The 19,338-nt window shown below is 59.3% G+C and carries 13 protein-coding genes; 11 read left to right on the forward strand and 2 right to left on the reverse strand.

The window, feature by feature from the left end; translation table 11 throughout:
- Window positions 1-4 precede the first annotated feature (4 nt).
- Together ETAA8_RS00285 and ETAA8_RS00290 are read left to right on the forward strand one after the other, a co-directional pair.
- Window positions 5-2,005 carry an alpha-ketoacid dehydrogenase subunit alpha/beta gene (locus ETAA8_RS00285; protein WP_145083175.1) on the forward strand — a complete coding sequence of 667 codons (2,001 nt, stop codon included), beginning with the start codon at window positions 5-7 and terminating at the stop codon, window positions 2,003-2,005.
- A 2-nt stretch (window positions 2,006-2,007) separates the two neighbouring features.
- On the forward strand, window positions 2,008-3,429 hold the full coding sequence (locus ETAA8_RS00290) for a dihydrolipoamide acetyltransferase family protein (RefSeq protein WP_145083178.1): 1,422 nt from the start codon (window positions 2,008-2,010) through the stop codon (window positions 3,427-3,429).
- Between the two features lie 370 nt (window positions 3,430-3,799).
- On the opposite strand, the gene ETAA8_RS00295 is transcribed toward ETAA8_RS00290, so the two are convergent.
- Together ETAA8_RS00295 and ETAA8_RS00300 are read right to left on the reverse strand one after the other, a co-directional pair.
- Complete coding sequence (locus ETAA8_RS00295) at window positions 3,800-4,207, reverse strand: hypothetical protein (protein WP_202921462.1); 408 nt, start codon at window positions 4,205-4,207, stop codon at window positions 3,800-3,802.
- Entirely contained in the window at window positions 4,204-4,590 is a 387-nt protein-coding gene (locus ETAA8_RS00300; RefSeq protein ID WP_145083181.1) for a hypothetical protein, read from the reverse strand. The genes ETAA8_RS00295 and ETAA8_RS00300 overlap by 4 nt, the downstream gene beginning before the upstream one ends.
- A gap of 77 nt (window positions 4,591-4,667) precedes the next feature.
- Between ETAA8_RS00300 and ETAA8_RS00305 the strand changes: the two genes are divergently transcribed.
- The 9 genes from ETAA8_RS00305 to ETAA8_RS00345 all read left to right on the forward strand — a co-directional run bounded on the left by ETAA8_RS00305 (window position 4,668) and on the right by ETAA8_RS00345 (window position 19,329).
- Window positions 4,668-4,976, forward strand: a complete 309-nt coding sequence (locus tag ETAA8_RS00305) for a hypothetical protein (protein ID WP_145083184.1) — start codon at window positions 4,668-4,670, stop codon at window positions 4,974-4,976.
- Window positions 4,977-5,066: 90 nt separating this feature from the next.
- Window positions 5,067-5,762: a FadR/GntR family transcriptional regulator gene (locus ETAA8_RS00310; protein ID WP_145083187.1), complete on the forward strand. Its 696-nt coding sequence runs from the start codon at window positions 5,067-5,069 to the stop codon at window positions 5,760-5,762.
- Window positions 5,763-5,778: 16 nt separating this feature from the next.
- Window positions 5,779-8,346 (forward strand): PSD1 and planctomycete cytochrome C domain-containing protein, encoded by a 2,568-nt coding sequence (locus ETAA8_RS00315; RefSeq protein ID WP_145083190.1) that lies wholly within the window; start codon window positions 5,779-5,781, stop codon window positions 8,344-8,346.
- A 14-nt stretch (window positions 8,347-8,360) separates the two neighbouring features.
- A complete protein-coding gene (locus ETAA8_RS00320) occupies window positions 8,361-10,946 on the forward strand; it encodes a DUF1592 domain-containing protein (RefSeq protein WP_145083193.1) in 2,586 nt (861 codons plus the stop codon).
- 47 nt (window positions 10,947-10,993) lie between these two features.
- The gene (locus ETAA8_RS00325; protein WP_145083196.1) at window positions 10,994-12,307 is read left to right on the forward strand and encodes a DUF1552 domain-containing protein; all 1,314 of its coding nucleotides are present in this window, start codon (window positions 10,994-10,996) and stop codon (window positions 12,305-12,307) included.
- Between the two features lie 66 nt (window positions 12,308-12,373).
- Window positions 12,374-13,771: a DUF1501 domain-containing protein gene (locus ETAA8_RS00330; RefSeq protein ID WP_145083199.1), complete on the forward strand. Its 1,398-nt coding sequence runs from the start codon at window positions 12,374-12,376 to the stop codon at window positions 13,769-13,771.
- Window positions 13,768-16,326: a DUF1592 domain-containing protein gene (locus tag ETAA8_RS00335; protein WP_145083202.1), complete on the forward strand. Its 2,559-nt coding sequence runs from the start codon at window positions 13,768-13,770 to the stop codon at window positions 16,324-16,326. Before ETAA8_RS00330 ends, ETAA8_RS00335 begins: the two co-directional genes overlap by 4 nt.
- Window positions 16,319-17,608, forward strand: a complete 1,290-nt coding sequence (locus ETAA8_RS00340; protein WP_238397643.1) for a DUF1552 domain-containing protein — start codon at window positions 16,319-16,321, stop codon at window positions 17,606-17,608. Before ETAA8_RS00335 ends, ETAA8_RS00340 begins: the two co-directional genes overlap by 8 nt.
- Entirely contained in the window at window positions 17,605-19,329 is a 1,725-nt protein-coding gene (locus ETAA8_RS00345) for a CocE/NonD family hydrolase (protein ID WP_238397644.1), read from the forward strand. Before ETAA8_RS00340 ends, ETAA8_RS00345 begins: the two co-directional genes overlap by 4 nt.
- Window positions 19,330-19,338: the final 9 nt, after the last annotated feature.

Here is a 19,338-nt window from a genome sequence, read left to right on the forward strand (position 1 = left end):
AACTATGAACCAGAACCAGCCCCTGTCTGACGAGCAGATCCTCGCCCTCTATCGGACGATGCAGACTATCCGTCTGACCGAAGAAGAACTCGCACGCTGTCACCAGCGCGGGCTTATCCACGGTGCCTGCCATACCTATGTCGGTCAGGAAGCGATTGCGACGGGCGTTTGTGCACATCTTACCAGCAACGATTGCGTCTTCAGTACGCATCGCGGTCATGGCCATGCCTTGGCGAAAGGGATGCCGCCTCGCGAACTCATCGCCGAGTTGTTCGGCCGCGCGACCGGTTGTTCGCGCGGACGCGGCGGCAGCATGCATCTCTTCTCACCAGAGATCGGCATGATGGGAACCAGCGGCATCGTAGGCCCCTGCATTCTACAAGCCTGTGGCGGCGGATACAGTTCGAAGATCCTTAAGAACGGAACGGTTGGAGTTGCCTTCTTTGGAGATGGTGCTGTCAATAACGGTGCGTTCCATGAGGGGATCAACATGGCCAGCATCTGGAAACTGCCGGTGCTGTTCATCTGCGAGAACAATCAATACGCGACGGAAGTCCCGTTCTCCTATTCCAGCGGGATCCCCGATGTCGGACGGCGGGCAGCGAACTACGGAATCCCCGGTTTCGAGGTGGACGGCAACGATGTCGTCGAAGTGCATCGAGTGCTCGGTGAAGCGATCGACCGCGCTCGCCAGGGCGGCGGTCCGACACTGATCGAATGCAAGACCTATCGCACGCGTGCCCATGCCGAGGGAATGGGCGACTTTACTTATCGCACGCGTGAAGAGGTTGCCGACTGGAAAGAGAAATGCCCCATCGCGCGGCTGCGGACCGCGTTTCCTGATCTGGTCACCGAATTCGATCGGATCGATCAAGAGGTCGCCACGCTCGTGCAAGAGTCTCGCGACTTCGCAGAAGCAAGCCCCGCCCCCGATTCATCGACCGCGACCGACTACGTCTATTCCATTCCCCCTTTTTCTCCCCCGCCCCCGCCCCCGCCTCCGCCTGCCGATTGCCCACTGCCCTCTTCTCGCACCATTTCCTTCGTCGCCGCCACGCGTGAAGCGCTCGACCAGGCAATGGCCGCCAACCCAACCATCTTCGTGATGGGGCAAGGGATCGGCGTCCGCGGCGGCAATTTCACCACCACGCTCGGCCTGCACGCCAAGTATGGAGCGGAGCGGCTGTGCGATGTGCCGATCTGTGAACGCGGGTTCGTCGGTCTTGCGTGCGGGGCGGCCATGTCCGGGACTCGGCCCGTCGTCGACTTCATGTTCATCGACTTCATCAATGATTCGTTCGGCGAACTCGTCAACCAGATCACTAAGATGCAGTTCATGAGCAGCGGACGGCTCAAGATGCCAGTGCTGCTGCGAGGCTGCGGAGGCGTCGGTCACTCGGCGGCCACTCACCATTCGGGCATGTATCATTCGATCTATTCGCATATTCCGGGATTGCGAGTCGTGATTCCGTCGAATCCGTTTGATGCCAAGGGGCTAATGGCCCACGCATTGCGTAGCGACGATCCTGTTTTGTTTCTTGAACATCGCGAGCTGATGCAGAGTAAGGGGCCCGTCCCCGAAAACCATTATGAGATTCCGTTCGGCCAGGCTCGCGTCGCCCGTGCTGGTAGCGATGTCACGATTGTCGCGCTATCATTCATGGTGACACACGCCCTCTCCGCCGCTGAGCAACTTGCATCCGAGGGCATCTCGGTGGAAATTATCGATCCTCGCACCGTGTCGCCGTTGGACTTGGACAGCATCCTGAGGTCGGTTGCCAAGACGGGACGGCTATTGGTTGTGGACGAAGCGTTTGGTCCCTGCGGTATCGCTTCCGAGATCGCAGCACAGGTGGCCGACGCCGGCTTTAATGACCTGGACGCGCCTATTAAGCGATTACACGGAGCATTCGCGCCGACACCTTATGCCCCGTCGCTCGAAGAAGTGGTCGTGCCGAACGTCGCTCGGATAGTCCAGGCCATTCGTGATTTGTTGGAGGAATAGAGATGGCCCAGGAAATCACCATTCCGCGCCTTGGCTGGTCTATGGAGGAAGGAATCTTCGTCAAGTGGCTAAAGGCGCCCGGCGAATTCATCCGCACCGGCGAGATGGTCTTCTTGCTCGAAGGAGAAAAGGCGGCCCACGAGATTGAGTCTTTGGATTCGGGTTACCTGAGTGTGCCCGATGATGCGCCGCGCCCCGGCGCCACCGTCAAAGTCGGACAAGTGATCGGCTTTCTCCTGGCCGAAGGCGAAGCCCCGCCAGCGTCCGTGGGGAAACCGCCGGCCAGCACTTCCCCGGCCAGCAGCTTTCCCGCGTTCGCGAGGGCCACGTCTTTGTCGCTGCCCGCAGTGGCGCCGCCTTCCGTGAAGATGCCGCTCGCGCCTGCAGTGCTGGCTGCCACTGGAACAATGCCACGCGCCGCCGGTCCGGCCGCTCGAAGACTCGCCCGGCAATTGGGGATCGACCTCAACGCGGTCTTCACACCCGACCCGACAGACCGGGTCCTCTGCGAGGATATTCAACGAGCTGCCAAGACCCAGTGGCACTCCGACCAGCCCGCGGGGCCGGCACAAATCGCTACGCCGCGCGCCCGTCGTCGGGCGAGAGAACTCGGCGTGGACTGGACGCAGCTCCCTGGAACCGGACGCAACGGGCGCATTCGCGAGCGCGATGTCATTTCGCAATCGATGGCGACAGCAGGAAGCCAGACCCACTCGCCCGAACCCGCGCCGGTAACTCTTGGCAAACACACTCCTGCTTCCAAACTGCGCCGCATCCTGGCACAGCGCATACTCGCCGGAGTGACACAAGCCGCGCCGGTCACCTTGACCACCAAAGTCGATGCCGCCCCGCTCGTGGCCTATCGTGCCAACCTCAAGAACCTCGCTCCGCAAGGCCAGGCGCCCAGTTTCAACGACATCCTGATCGGGCTGGCCGCACAAACCCTGCGAGCCCTGCCGGAACTCAACGCCTGTTGGCATCGGGACGGAATCCACGCCTACGAGGCCATTCACATCGCCACCGCAGTCGACACCCCTGCGGGTTTGTTGGCCCCGGTCATTCGTCATGCGGACCAATTGAGCGTCGCGCAAATCGCCGAACAGACTCGTCAACTGATCGCGCAGGCGCGGGCCGGTCGGCTGAATCAAACGTATCTCGAAGGTGGAACGTTCACGGTGACCAACCTGGGAATGTTCGGCATCGACACGTTCACGCCGATCCTCAACCTGCCTCAAGCCGGGATTCTCGGAATCGGTCGGATTGTGGAAGAACCGGTCGTGAGAGCCGGCCGCCTGGAGATCGGACACACCCTCTCCCTCAGTCTCACATTCGATCATCGCGTCGTCGACGGCGCCCCTGCCGCCCGCTGGTTACAGCGCCTTTGCGAACACATACAAACACCCGAGAACCAACCCGGCTCTTGACCAGATGATCGGATTCATTGACACCTCCACGATGAGAGTCACGCACTCGGAAAACATCGAGCCAACAGAGAGTCGTTCCGAAGAGCGTTTGGTCCGGTGTACTATTTCACTTTCTCGAACGCCGAGTGACACGGCAGTTAGCTCTGAGGGTGAAATCCTTGGTTTTCACGGGCCGCCACTTATCCGCAAGTGGCAAAAGAGTTTGCGAAGATTGCCGTCATGGCGATGCGCTCTCGGTTTTTCCGTGTAGAGCGCTGCGGGCGAGGGTTGCTTCCGTCCCGCCGAGATTTGGCCCGCGAACTCTCGCGCTCTCGATTGAGAAACCCCTTGCTTCTTAGCAACCTGGTTGCGTTCGAGGGGCGAAGCCAACTTACCGCCAACTGGTTTCAACCTCGCCGAGTCTCTGCCGCAATGCCGCCGCTGCTTGCGCCAATCGAGTGTTCTGGCGATCGGCCGGATGTCGGCTTCCTTTTCGGCCACGCTCGTTACGCGGAAGAAACAGAATCTGTTCCTGCAGGTCGGGGGCCAAGTTGAGCAGCGACATAATTTGCGTCATGCGGGACGTGGTGATCTGGCGGAAGCGGGCCAGTTCGGATTGATCGGTCATAACGCCGTCGCGAATCAGTCGCTCGCAACGAAGCGCCAAGGCCATGAGCCGAGCGATTCGGGGAACGCGACCGACCGGTACATCGGGAGCCATACCGTCACGGAACTGTTTGCGGCCATGGTGCCTGCGGTTAATGTGAAATTCACGCGTAATGGTGAGCTGTTGGTTCATGCGATGTGCTCCTGGTGATGGGCGATTTCCTGAGTAAGCGATTGAATGCCGGTCGGCTGAAGCGTGAGTGACACCTTGCCGCGCTGACCGTCGTGGTCGACGCGAGCCACCAGCAATTCCAACACGCGGGCTTGCTCACGAGGCGCGAGGGCTTCCCAAAGTTGGTCGAACTCCGCCAGTGCGGCGGCGACCACGCTTTCATCGAGGGTTTGGTCGCGCAACGCGATCAGTTCGTTGTCGATCTCCGTCAGGCGGCGTTCGGCGGTGCGAATGTGATCCTGAAGATCGGCCAAACCGGAGACGCGATCCAGGTGATTCGTCGCTTGCAGGCGGGCGTAGTCATCGCACAGTTGCTGCTGCAAGGCGGTACGTTCGTGGTTCAATTGCTCGGTGCCACATCCGATCGGTCACAGATGCGAGTATCCACCACGATGAGCATGATCCTCGGATTGCGTGGTGTGTGGGCAAACGGATCTACCTGGGCGACGACAGCCAGATCAGCCGCTTGTTTTGGCTGCTGGCTTCACCCATTGGTCGAGCCTGCAAGCTGGCCGAGGTGCAACGAGCGGTGGATGGGTTAGAAACAACCCGCGACATGGACCCGACTGGGGAAGAATACAAGAAGGCCAGTCAACGGGTCCGCAAGGCGATTTCCAAGTTGCGGGCAGCGATCGAGGAAGGAGGGGCTGCGGACCATTTGCTCATCGTCCGCGGCGGCAATGCTAAGTACCCCGAATACACAATGGTGTTGCGGCTTGGTCGTTCCTAACGAAACTTGGAACAGCCCGAGGTTTGTTTTACGCATTGCTCCCTGCTAAGATGTCTGACATCAGGACATTCGGTAAATGGGGAAACATAGATGCAACTTGAAGCCATTGATCGGCATACCACGGCGGATTTGATCGTCGAGCGAATCGCCGGTGTGATTAAAGATCGCAAACTGGCGGCGGGAGAGCGTTTGCCGGGCGAGCATGAACTCGTGGCACAACTCAAGGTGAGTCGGCCGATTTTGCGAGAAGCGCTCGCGCGGCTGCAAAGCATGGGGCTGGTAGATATCCAGCGTGGTCGCGGAACGTTCGTCGGTAATGCGACGAGTCTCGCGAACTGCGTGCGGCTGCTGCGATCGGCAGTCACGATATCGCCTCAGGAATTGATTTCGTATGCCGAGTTGCGATCGGCGATCGAAGTCCAAGCGGCGCGTCAGGCGGCGGAGAATGCCACGGATGAAGATGTCGCCGCATTGACGGCCATTCTGAAAAAGCTCGACGACGATGACCTGCCTTACCCGGAAGCCCTGGAACTCGATTTCCAGTTTCATCGCAAATTGCTCGACATCGCCGGCAATCCGTTGATGCGGAATCTGATGGAAGTGATTTATGAATTCGTGCTAACACAGATGGCACGCACCACTCCCTCGCAGCGAGACAATCAAGTAGGACGACGACTTCACAAGGCGATTCTACGGGCGGTTCGGGAACGAAACCCCGATGCGGCCGCCGAGGCTATGCAACGGCACATGCAAGCGGTACGTGATCGCTTGTGCATGGTCATGTGATTAAGGAGAACTTGGCATGAGTATGCGAATGCTCCCGCTCATCTGCATTGGTATTTTCACTTTGATCGCCACGGTGGCTGCGGAGGATCGAGCCGTACCGACACCAGAGCAACTCACGTTCTTTGAAACGAAGATTCGTCCGGTGTTGGTAACGCATTGCTATGAATGCCATGCGGCAGGTGCGAAGATTATTCAAGGTGGATTGCGGCTCGATCATCGCGCCGGATTGCTTAAAGGAGGCGACACCGGCGCAGCGATTGTGACGGGCAAAGCAGAGCAGAGCCTGCTCATCAAGGCGATGAAATATGACGGCCTCGAAATGCCGCCGAAGAAAAAGCTGCCGGACGCGGTGATCAAAGATTTCGAAGCCTGGATTGCCATGGGAGCAGCCGATCCCCGCGAAAGCGACGATCTTCCGGCCGCCATACGCACCATTGATCTCGAAGCCGGACGAAAGTTCTGGGCGTTTCAATCGGTCACCGATCCTGTCGTGCCGAAGGTGAAGGACGAGTCCTGGCCGATCGATGCCCTCGATCGTTTTATCTTGGCTCGATTGGAGCCGGCAAACCTAGGTCCGGCCGTTGATGCCGATCGATACACATGGCTGCGGCGAGTGAGTCTCGATCTGACCGGTCTGCCACCGACGCCCGGCGAGATTGACGCCTTCATCCGCGACAATTCACCGCGTGCTTGCGAGACGGTCGTCGACCGCCTGCTGAGTTCTCGCGCCTATGGCGAGCGCTGGGCCAGGCATTGGCTCGATCTCACCGGCTATGCCGACATGATGGGAACTTCGAATAACGTCTTTGCCGAGCATGCGTGGCGCTATCGTGACTATTTGATCGAAGCGTTTCATAAGGACAAGCCATTCGATCGCTTCGTGCGCGAACAGATCGCAGGTGACTTGCTTCCCGCCGCATCACCGCCGGAACGAGCGGAGAACATTACGGCCACCGGTTTTCTCATGGTCGGCGATGTCGAGATCGTCGAGCCCGACAAAGCGAAAATGGAAGCCGATCACATCGACACACAGGTGGCCAAGATCGGCACGGCATTTCTCAGCATGACGCTCGGCTGTGTGCGTTGCCACGATCACAAGTTCGATCCCATTGCACTGCCTGATTATTACGGCATCGCGGGAATCTTACGCAGTTCGCCTTCCACGCACAAAATTCCTTTTGGTGTGTGGAGTTTGCTCAACTCAACCGACTTACCCGAGACACCTGATCAACTCGCCGCGCGGCAACAACTCGAAGCAGAACACGCGGAGAAAATCGCGGCGATGAAGGCCGAACGCGACCGACTGGAAGCTGAAAAGAAAACGATCATGGAAGAACTCGCGCTATTGGAGAAAGCCGAGAAAGAGATCAAGAAAGAAGGCGAAACGCCGCCGCCAGCGGAGCAAGTTGCAGCGCATGAAGACAAAAAGCAAACGCTCACGAAGCGGCGCGATGAACTCAATGAGCAAACACGAAAACTCGGACCGGCCGTCCAACACGCGGAGTTCTTCTCATCGAAGACGCCCCAAGCGTTCGCCATGCACGACGGCGATCAACCTGCCGACATGCCGATTTATATTCGCGGGAATCCTTATTCTCCAGGTGCTGTTGTTCCGCGTGGCGTGATACAGGTTGCTTCCTGGGATAAACTTCCCGCGATTCCATCCGGTCAAAGCGGTCGTTTGCAACTCGCCGACTGGCTCGCCGACAAACGCAATCCACTCACGCCGCGCGTCACGGTCAATCGCATCTGGCAGAAGCTGTTCGGGGAAGGACTGGTCCGTAGCGTCGATTATTTCGGCACACGCGGAGAATTGCCTTCGCACCCGGAATTGCTCGATCATCTCGCGACCCGATTCATGCAACACGGCTGGTCGCAGAAGCGTTTGATTCGTTCGATCGTGCTCAGCCGGACTTATCGCATGAGCAGTACGAACGATGCGGCGGCCATGAAAGTCGATCCCGACAATCGTTTGTTGTGGCGGATGAATCGTCAACGACTCGATGCCGAAGCGTTGCGTGATCAACTGCTGGCGGTGAGTGGTGAACTCAAGCCGAGCGCAGGCGGACCAGCCTTGGTTCTGGAAGAACCTGAGAATTGTGGTGAACTGCGGAAGTCGGGAGTGAATCCACCCAACTACTCGCATCGCAAACCGCGTGCGGGTGAAGAGTACATCCGCACGATTTACCTTCCCGTGATGCGCACCAACACCGCGACGCATGATCGCCTGCGATCGTTCTTCGACTTCGTGAATCCCGCGCAGATCGCAGGACAACGGAGTCAAACCGTCGTGCCGACCCAATCGCTGTTCCTGTTGAACAACGACCTATTCCGCAAACGCGCGAAGTCATTAGCCGATCAACTCATCGCCGAATTACCACAGCCTGAAATGCGACTGAATCAACTCTGGCTACGAGTCTTCAATCGCCCCATCACCTCCGCCGAGCGCGACGATGCCCTGGCCTTCCTCACGCAACTCGAAACAACTCTTGAAACCAAGGACGCCGCTGCGCGCGAGTCGCTCCGCTGGCAAGAACTTTGTCACACGCTGTTGGCATCGAATGAATTCCTGTTTCGAATTTAGCACGACTTATACTCATGAAACCCACCCTCACTCTGCTCACTGCCCTGCTGCTCGCAATGCGTGCCGTAGAACCCGCCGGCGCTGGTGAATTGCCGCTCGTGTTTATCAAAAAGCATTGTGTGGAGTGTCACGACAACTCGACCACCGAGGGCGGCTTCCGGGCCGATCTTCTCGGAAAGGAACTTGCCGACTCGGCGAATCACAAGGCTTGGAGTCGCGTGCTGGCGCGGGTGCAAAGCGGCGAGATGCCTCCCAAGGACGCGGCACGCCTTCCGGAAACGGAGATCGGCGCGGCGCTCACGGCGTTGAAGACTGCGTTTCATGAGGACGCGCAGATTCGTCACCGCGTAGCCGGACGTGTGCGGGTGCGTCGGCTGACACGGCTCGAGTACGAGAACACGGTTCGCGATCTGCTCGACATCGACACGCCGCTGCGCGATCTGTTGCCTGAGGATGATCTGCGCGATGGGTTCGGCAATCAGACGGAAGCGTTGAGCATCTCACCCGTTCACATTCAGCAGTACATGGCGGCGGCGGATCGAGCGATCGAAGCGGCGAGCGCGCGGCAGGCGCGGCCGGAAACGAAAACGCATCGCTTCGCTTTCAATCACGAGGCGGAAAAGCCGTGGTCCGCCTACGCCCACAATCGTCTGCAATGCAACCTACACGGCGAGGACTTGCACTTCTTCCTCGACACGCACATCGAAGTGCCCGTTGCTCTGCGACAGTTTGAAGCGGTAACACGCGAGACACCGGGGCGATATCGTATTCGCGTCGCGACGGAATCGCGCGACACGACCGACGGCGAGGATCTCATTTTCAGCGTTTGGGTCGCTGCCGGCGGAAAGCGGAAGGAACTGCTCGGGCACTTCGACGCGAAGCATCGCCAAGAGAGCGTTGTTGAGCTGACTCGTCCGTTTGAGCGCGGCGAGACGATCATCATCGCGCCTTATCGAATGGCGAAAGTGCGGATCGACTCGGGCTACAGCGTGTATTTGCCCGACAAGCCGGAGAAGATTCCGAAAGGTTGGCACTTTATCAACAACCCCAATCCGCCCATTGCCACGGTTGGTCCTGCAATCGTGGTGAAGCCCATTGAGATCACCGGACCGCTGCTGGAGAGCTGGCCGCCGGCGGGGCATCGGCTGCTTTACGGGAATGAAGCCGAGTCGGCTCCGGCTGTCGAGATCGCGAAAGCCGCGCGAGTGCCCGATGTGATTCTGCGTCCGGTGCGAGCGGGCCGAGCGCTTAAAGATCCGCTCACCGTGCGATTGCCGACAGAGAAGGCCGAAGCCGCCTTGAGCGAGGCGCTCACGCGTTTCATGAGCCGCGCCTTTCGTCGGCCCGCGACCGTCGACGAGGTCGAGTTCTATCACGCGATGGCTCGCGCGCGACTGGCGAAAGGCGAGTGTCTCGAAGTCGCGATGAATGCCGCGCATCGAGCCGTGCTCTGTTCGCCCGACTTTCTGTTTCTGGTCGAGCGCGAGCCGAAGTTAAAGAGCCATGAGTTAGCCTCGCGACTCTCATACTTTCTGTGGCGTACGGCTCCCGATGACCGGTTGCGCGTCCTCGCAGACAAGGGCGAACTCTCCAAACCCGATGTGTTGCGTAACGAAGTCGCTCGCATGCTCGCCTCGCCGCGCTTTGAGAATTTCGTTCGTGACTTTCCGGCTCATTGGCTCAACCTGCGCGAGATCGACGCAACGACGCCGGACCGCGATCTCTTTCCCGAATACTTCGAGGCCATTCACGACGGACGGCAAGACGTGCTACTACACGATTCGATCGTGGGCGAAACGCGCGCTTTCTTCCGGGATCTCGTGGAGCGTGATCTCGGAGCGGCAACGCTCGTCTCGGCGCGGCATGCGTTTCTCAATCAACGCTTGGCCGAACACTACGACCTACCGGGAGTGAAAGGTGCCGGCCTGCGTCGAGTGGACTTGCCTGAAGAGAGCGTTCGCGGCGGATTGCTCACGCAGGCGAGTATTCTCAAAGTGACCGCCAATGGAGCGAACACATCGCCGGTCCTGCGCGGCGTGTGGCTCTTGGAGCGAATCGTCGGCACGCCCGCTCCGCCTCCGCCGCCGAATGCCGGAGGCATCGAACCCGATACGCGCGGATCAACCACCATCCGCGAGCAACTCGCCAAGCACCAATCGGTGAAGAGCTGCGCCGGCTGTCATCAGAAGATCGATCCGCCCGGCTTCGTGCTTGAGGCATTCGATCCGATCGGGCGTTACCGCGACTACTACCGCACGACGGAAACCGGCCAAAAATTGCCGAACGAGCGAGTCTTCTTCGGCGGTCATTACGGCGGCGTGAAATATCTTAAAGGCCATTCGGTTGACACGCGGAGCCGGCTTCCCGACGGCACGGAGGTCGTCGATGTACGAGCCTACAAAGCCGCCCTCGCTGCGCGACCCGATATGCTCGCTCGCAACCTCGTCCGCAAGCTCGCAACCTTCGCCACCGGAGCGAGTGTGGAGGTCGGCGACGAACTAATCGTCGATACCATTCTGAAGAAAGCCGAATCGTCGCAATTCGGCCTTCGCACTCTCATTCATGAAGTCGTGCAGAGCGAACTCGTCACTCGGAAATAGCTCACGAACTCTCCCGCCAAACAGACCCGAACTCCAGGAAATCAATCGTGATATCACTTCCACGCCGTCACTTTCTGAAGAACGCAGGCATTGCCATAGGCTTGCCGTTGCTTGATTCCATGCTCCCCTCGAAAAGCTTCGGCGATGCGCCGACCTCTCCGCTGCGACGCATGGTCTGCATTGGCGTCCCCTTCGGCTTTGATCCGACGGCGTTCGTGCCTGTTGCGACAGGCAGCGATTACGTCTTGCCCTCGCACCTTACTCATCTCGAAGACTATCGCAACGACTTCACGGTGATCAGCGGTTTGAGTCATCCCAACACCGGCGGCGGCGGACACAAGGCCGAGGCCGTCATGCTCACCGGTGCGCCTTATCCCGACTATTCTTACAATCTCAAAAACACGATCTCGGTCGACCAAGCATTCGCCGCGCGATTTCGTGGTGAGACTCGCTACGAGAGCTTCGTGCTCACTACGCAAGGCCAATCGCTTTCGGTGACCTCCAACGGCGTGGCGATTCCCGCGATGGACCGCCCCTCGGCGGTATTCAAGAAACTGTTCCTCGCCGCCACTCCCGCGGAGATGGAAGCCGAACTGCACCGCATCGATGAAGGGCGCAGCATGCTCGACTTAGTCGGCGACCGGGCGAAGAACCTCAATCGTCAGCTCGGCACCGCCGACCGACAACGCGTCGAAGAGTACTTCGAATCGGTTCGCGATGTGGAACGCCAGCTCAAGATGACGCGTGAATGGGTGAATCGCCCCAAGCCCCAGGCCGTCGGCGGCGAACCGAAAGACATTAGCGACAATCAACTGCAGAAGGCGAAGTTCCAATTGATGATCGACATGATCCATCTCGCGCTGGTCACGGACTCCACCCGTGCAGTCAGCCTGATGACCTTCGGCATGCATCACGATCTGTCTCATCACGGCAAGGAGCCGAAGAAGCTCGCCGCCTGCCGGCAGGTTGAAGTGGAATTAATTCAGGCGTTCGGCGGTCTACTCGCCAAGCTTAAAAACTCCAAAGAGGGAGGCTCCACGTTGCTCGATTCCACCATGGTGTTGATGACCAGCAATCTGCGCGACGGCAATACCCATTGGACCTACAATCTGCCCGCCATTCTCGCCGGCGGCGGTTTCAAACACGGCCGGCATCTTGCCTTCAACCAGCCTTATCTCCAAGAAGTCAAGCAGGAACTCAACGCCGCGCCGGACTCGAAGTTCAACCCCGAGAAAAAGATTCCGCTCATGGGCCAGGATCAACAGCCGCTCTGTAATCTCTACACTTCGATGCTGCGAAATGGAGGCGTCGAGGTCGAGCGTTTCGGCTCCGCCACCGGTCCGCTCGAAGGGCTTGTGTAAGCGATGGCCCATCTGTTGAAACGAATGATGCGACTTCCAGAAAGCACGACAGGAACAGGTAACCACATGTCACATGCACTCCACCTCTCACGTCGACGAATGCTACAAAGTTCCGCCTGCGGGTTCGGCTCGTTGGCTCTGGCCGATATTCTTCATGCCGCTGCAATCACCAATGCGCGCATTCCGGGAATGACACCCAAAGCGAAACGCGTCATCTTTCTGTTCATGGCGGGCGGGCCTTCACAGATGGATCTGTTCGACCCCAAGGATTTCATCCGCGAGCGACATGGTCAAAAGATCGATTCGCCGTTGCGGAAGGAAGTGATTCAAGTTGGCACGGAGAAGTATCTGGCCCTCGGAGCAATGGCACCCGTCAAGCCGCGAGGTGAGTCGGGAATGATGATCTCCGATCTCATGCCGCAGCTGTCGAGTGTCGCCGATGACATCTGCCTGCTGCGCGGCATGAACGCCGACAACCCGCAACATGCCAGTGCGACGAACCAGTTTCACACCGGTGTCTTCACCGAAGTGCGGCCTTCGATGGGCGCGTGGATTAGTTATGGACTCGGAACCGAAAATCAAAACCTGCCGAGCTTCGTCAGCATTCACGCACCCGGCTTGCGAACATACACATCTGGGTTTCTCCCCGCGGAACATCAAGGCACACCGCTGACAGTGCCGCTCAACGACAAGACATTGCCGATCGAGAACCTGCGGAATGCATCGAGTAGCGAGGCCGTTCAGCGGCAACGCATCGATTTGACAAAGCGTCTGAATCAGAGGCTGATCGACGATTTGCACGGCGACGCCAACATGGAAGGGATGATCCAAAACATGGAACTCGCCTTCCGTATGCAGACCACCACGCCGCAGCTGGTCGACCTCTCGAAAGAATCGAAAGAAACACTCGAACGGTACGGAATCGGCGGCAAGGATTCCGACAAGCACGGCCGTGCTTGCCTGTTAGCTCGCAAGCTGAGCGAGTCGGGCGTCCGCTTCGTCCAGGTAACGATGGATGGCTGGGACCATCACGGCGACATTCGCGGAAACCTGCCGAGACTCTGCAATCAGACGGATCAACCGGTTGCCGGGCTGCTGAAGGACTTGAAGCAGCGAGGCTTGCTCAACGACACGCTGGTCCTCTGGAGCGGCGAATTCGGCCGCACGCCGTGGAGCCAGGATCTCAGTGGCACCGCTCCGATCGACAAGCACGGACGTGAACATCAGCCCGAGAGTTTCTGTGCCTGGATGGCCGGCGGCGGCGTGAAAGGGGGCTTCACATTCGGCGAGACCGACGAGATGGGCTATCGCGTCATCAACGGCAAGATCCACATCCACGACCTGCACGCGACGATGCTGCACCTGCTCGGCATCGACCACACTCGCCTCACCTGGAACCACGTCGGCCGTGACTTCCGCCTGACCGACGTGCATGGCTCGGTGGTGAAGGAGATCCTGGCGTGAATCGACTGGTCCTTGGCGGCGTGTTCTTCATTCCGCTTTTTGCCTGCGCTAGTGAGCCCCCTCCATCAGCTTCGTTGTTGCTCAAGCATTCGTGCTTTGGATGTCACGATAAAGAGACAACCGAAGGCGGGCTGGATCTCACGGTGTTGTCGTTTGAGCTGAGTAATCGAGCGGTGCGCGATCGTTGGGTGCGCATTCACGATCGCATTGGGAAAGGCGAGATGCCTCCCAACGCTGATGACCTGCCAAAGGACTCGCGGGCGGTGTTGGTGAAGTCGCTCAAGGTAGCGATTCATGATGCAGACCTAGCCGACATCAAGGCGCACGGTCGCGGGCCAATGCGGCGGCTGAATCGGGATGAGTACGAGCAGAACCTGCGCGATGTTCTCAAGCTGCCGCAGTTGGATATTCGGGACATGCTTCCCGAAGACCGCGAAGGGCATCGTTTCAACAAGACTTCGGAAACGCTCGACATGTCGCGCGTGCAGTTGGCCGCCTATCTCGATGCCGCCGATGCCGCGTTGCGACAAGCGATGGCCAACGGTCCCAAGCCGCCGCCGGTAACGAAGTTTCGCGCGGTCGCGACGGGCCTCTTTCCAGAACGATCCACCTTCGGCGAACGCGAGGCGATGTTCTTCACCAAGGACTACAAGGCCGTCGACGGCAAGCAACTGGATGAGTTGAAGGACGATCCGGCGGTGGAACTCGCGCTGTTTCGGTCGGCGCACTGGCCGTACTACGGCTACCCGCGCGGCTTTATCGTCAAGCTACCGGGCGAGTACCGCGTTCGCTTTTCGGCTCGTGCGGTGTTGCAGGTGAAGGGTTACGAACTCAAGCCCGCATCGCAGCCCGTGCCGATGACCTTTCGAGCCCGCAAGCCATCCGGTCCTGATGTCTCCGGCGACGTCCGCGCGACAGGTGGCATCATCGATATTCAGCCAACGGTCGCGACCTACGAGACCACGATCCGGCTGCGCGAACGCGAGACCTTCGAATACAGCCTGCTGGGGCTGCCCGTGCCTCTAGCCCGCAACGTCGACGGCGGCCCGCCGACCTATCGCTATCCGCCGTTCCCCGCAGAAGGTCAGCCGGGTGTCGCGTTTCAGTGGCTGGAAGTGGAAGGCCCGATCTCCTCCGACGAATGGCCGCCCGCGTCTCATCGCGTGCTGCTTGATGAACAGAGCGGGATAGGCTTGCCTCTTGTCAACAAACCAGGGGCAGAAGTGCCAACGGCAGACAGTCTGAACGCGGATCGTGTCGCAGCCAGTCGCCTGCTCCGACGCTTTGTGAACTTTGCGGCGCGCGAACCCGTGCCGGAAGACGCGATTCAGAAATTCGAGAGGCTGATCCAAGCACGACTCGAGTCGCGGGAGCCTTTCACCGACGCCGTGCTGGCGGGCTACAAGGCCTTCTTGTGCTCGAGCCACTTTTTATACCTGCGCGAACCCGAGCGGTCCGACGATCACTACGCCATCGCTTCGCGGTTGTCGCACTTCCTCATCAACTCGCGCCCCGATACCGAGTTGCTGGAGCTGGCTCGAACGCAGCGACTTCGCAACGCGGAAATCCTTTGCGGCGAGGCCGACCGCTTGATCGCCAGCGCCGGCTTCGAGCGGTTCATCCGCAGTTTCACCGACTACTGGCTGAGTCTCCGGCATATCCGACGCGATGAGCCCGACATCCGGCTCTATCCCGAGTACCGCTTCGACGATTATCTCGTCGAGTCGATGGAAATGGAGACGCGAGCCTTTGTCACGGCCATGATCCGCGAGAATCTGCCTTCGCGAGTGCTCGTCGATGCCGACTTCGCGTTCGTCAACGATCGACTCGCCCGGCACTACGGACTGCCGGACGCAACGAACATCACCGGCTCAGCGATGCGCAAGATCGCGCTCCCCCCGGACAGTCCGTTCGGCGGCCTGTTGACTCAGGCGGCCATCCTGAAAGTCACGGCGAACGGGACATCCACTTCACCCGTCGTTCGCGGCGCCTGGATCATGGAACGCCTGATCGGCGAGCCGCCGCCACCGCCGCCGCCCAGTGTGCCAGCCGTCGAACCCGACATCCGCGGCGCGAAGACGATTCGCGATCTACTGGCTCTGCATACGAAATCCGAGAGCTGCGCGGGATGTCACGCCAGGTTCGATCCGGTCGGTCTTGCCTTGGAGAATTTCGACATCTTCGGAGGTTGGCGGACGCGGTATCGGGGTGTCGAGCAGGGTGAACGCATTACGGGCATCGACCGCGCGGGACACGACTTCGTCTACACGCTCGCCGAACCCGTTGATGCGGCAGGGCAACTGCGGGATGGCCGCCGTTTTCAGAACATCCGCGAACTGAAAGCCATCCTCGCCTCCAACCCGCGACACCTTGCTCGCAATCTGTTGCATCAGTTCACGCTGTACGCAACCGGCACCCCCGTGCGATTCGCCGACCGCGTCGAAATCGATGCGATGCTCGATGGTTGTGCCGCCGACGGCTACCGCGTGCGCGATCTGTTGCATGCATTTGTGCAGAGCAGGATTTTCCTCGGATCGGAGCGGCCTCGTGACTGACCAGCGCCTCCATCGTCGCCGCTTTCTGCGCAGTGCGGGTGTGATGCTCGCCCTGCCGTTACTCGATTCATTGTCGCCGAAATCACTTCGAGCTGCGGAGTCGGCAAGTCCCCGACGCATGTTGCTCATCTCGAACAATCTCGGCGTGCTGCCGAAACCATTCTTTCCGCAAACAAATGGGCGCGACTACGAGGTTTCTCCATACCTCGTGCCACTGGCTGAGTTCCGCAACGACTTCACGATTTTCAGCGGCCTCTCGCATCCCGGTGTCGTTGGCGGGCACAGCACCGAGAACTGTTTCCTCACAGCGGCGCGTGGACCGACCAAGAGCGGCTTTCGCAATCAGATTTCGCTCGATCAGTTCGCCGCCGAAAAGCTCGGTCCGGTCACGCGTTTTCCCACACTTAATCTTGGTGTGAACATCGACAAGGCGAATCGCAGCCTGGCCTGGACACGCGACGGAGTGCTACTGCCAGCGGAAGACAAAGCCTCCGCTCTGTTCCAGAAGATGTTTGTGCAAGGGGATGCCGCCGCGGTTCAGACGCAACTCAAGAAGCTGGAAGAGCGCGGCAGCATCCTCGACACGTTGCTCGATGACACGAAGCAGGTCCGCGAAAGACTTGGCCGCGACGATCAATCACGGCTCGATCAGTACCTGACCTCCGTCCGCGAGATCGAACAGCGACTTTACACGGCACGCGAGTGGGAACTGCGGCCCAAGCCGACTACGACGCAATTGCCCCCAGCGGACATTCAGGATCAGAAGCTGTTCTTCGAGAAGTTCGACCTGATGCTTACAATGGCCCGGCTCGCGCTGGAGTCGGATTCCACTCGCATTGTGACGCTGATGGTCGATGCCTTCGCGACGCCATCCTTCAAACTGGGCGATAAAGAGCATTCGACGACCGGTTACCACGATCTGAGCCATCACGGACAGGCCGCAGACAAGGTGAGGCAGCTTGAAGAGGCTGACCGCCGACAGATGACGCTGTTGAAGAAGCTACTGCAAAGCCTCGCCGACAAGCGAGACGGTGACGCACGACTGCTCGACCGCACGATGGTTCTGTTCGGCAGCAACATGGGCGACTCCAACACGCACGACAACACAAACCTGCCGATCCTGCTCGCGGGCGGCGGCTTCCGGAACGGTCAGCATCTGGCCTTCAAGCGCGACAACAACACGCCCCTGTGCAACCTGTTTGTGACCATGCTGCAACGTCTGGGGGTCGAAACCGATGCCTTTGGTTCGAGCACCGGCACCCTAAACGAAATCAACACATGAGATCCTCGATGAAAGCCAACCTCGCCATTCTTATGACTCTGGTGCTCTGCAGTTCGGTGCAGGCAGAGGTCAAAACGGAAACGCTCAACGTGGTGATGCGCGACGGCGTCAAGCTCGCCACCGATGTTTATCGCGACGACGCTGTGAAGCAGGCTCCCGTCGTGCTCATTCGCACTCCTTATGATCGTACGAAACAGAAGGGAATCGCCGAGCGTTGGGTGAAGGCGGGCTATGTGTTCGTGGCTCAAGACTGTCGTGGCACGCGGGCATCAGAAGGGGTGCTGGCTCCGTACAACAACGAAGGACAGGATGGTTACGACTCGATCGAATGGCTAACACGTCAGCCGTGGTGTAATGGGCGTGTCGGTATGGTGGGCGGTTCGTATGTCGGCGCGGTACAATGGCAGGCGGCTGTCGAGAATCCACCAGGGCTGGCGGTTATCGCTCCACAAGCAACGTGGAGCAGTTTTTACAAGAACCTCTATCTGGGCGGCGCGGTGCGGTTGTCGCTCATCTCAAACTGGATTGCAGGCAACACGCCGAAGCCCGAGGGACTGAAGCCACGCGATATGAACGACGCCTTGATGCGTCTGCCTCTTAGCGATGTCGACGAGGCAATCGGCTGGCCGATGCCTTGGCTCGATGCATATCTCACCCACCCCGAGCCGAATGGTTTTTGGACGCGGCTCGATCTGACGTCACGGTTGCCCGAACTGCAACTCCCGGCGTTGCATGTCGTGGGCTACTACGACTTTTTCTCGCGCGAGTCCGTCGACAATTTCGTGATCATGCAGACTCAGGCACGAGATCCGACGACGCGGCAAAACCAGCGACTCGTGCTCGGTCCGTGGGATCATGGCACGATCGGGAAGTCACAGGTGGCGGAAGTCGACTTTGGCCCCGAGGCGGCGCTCGACATCTCCGCGATTCAGTTCGATTGGTTTGATCGTCATCTGAAGCAAGATCCTGCTGCACAGGCGAAGTCGTTCCCACCAGTGCGTTATTTCTCGATGGGAGACAATGTGTGGCGCGATGCGCAGCAGTGGCCGCCGGAAGGTGTCACCCCGACATCGTTCTTCCTACACTCCGATGGCAAAGCCAACACTCGCAAAGGAACCGGTCGGATTTCGCGGGAAGCTCCGACGAAGGAGCAACCCGCCGATACCTTCCGCGCCGATCCCGCAATTCCAGTGCCTGCTTGCCCGGTCACGGCGACGCGACCGATCAAAGCCGCCGTGTGGGGACCGGTCGATCAGTCGGCGTTGGAAGACCGCGATGACATGCTCGTCTACAGTACGACTCCTCTTACAGAGCCGCTGACGTTCGCTGGCAATCTCGAAGCGAAACTCTTCGTCAGCACCGACACGCCGGACGCCGACTGGGTCGTGAAGATCGTCGATGTTCGGCCCGACGGCGCGGCGATCAATCTCGCGACCGGCATTTTGCGCGGCCGCTATCGAAAGTCGTTGCTCAAGCCCGAACTGATGAAGCCGGGCGAGGTTTACGAAATCAGGGTCGACCTCGGACCTTGCGCCGCGACAATCGCTCAAGGCCATCAACTTCGTGTCGATGTTTGTGGCTCGCTGTTTCCGCTGTTCGATCGGAATCCGAACACAGCCGAGGGGATCTTCAGCGACAAGACAGCCATGGCCACGGAGCAATTGCATCATCGCCCCGCCGCACTATCGCGAATTATCCTTCCCATTTCTTCGACCAAGTAAGAAAGGCCG

It is taken from the genome of Anatilimnocola aggregata, assembly GCF_007747655.1.
In the GTDB taxonomy this organism is placed as follows: domain Bacteria; phylum Planctomycetota; class Planctomycetia; order Pirellulales; family Pirellulaceae; genus Anatilimnocola; species Anatilimnocola aggregata.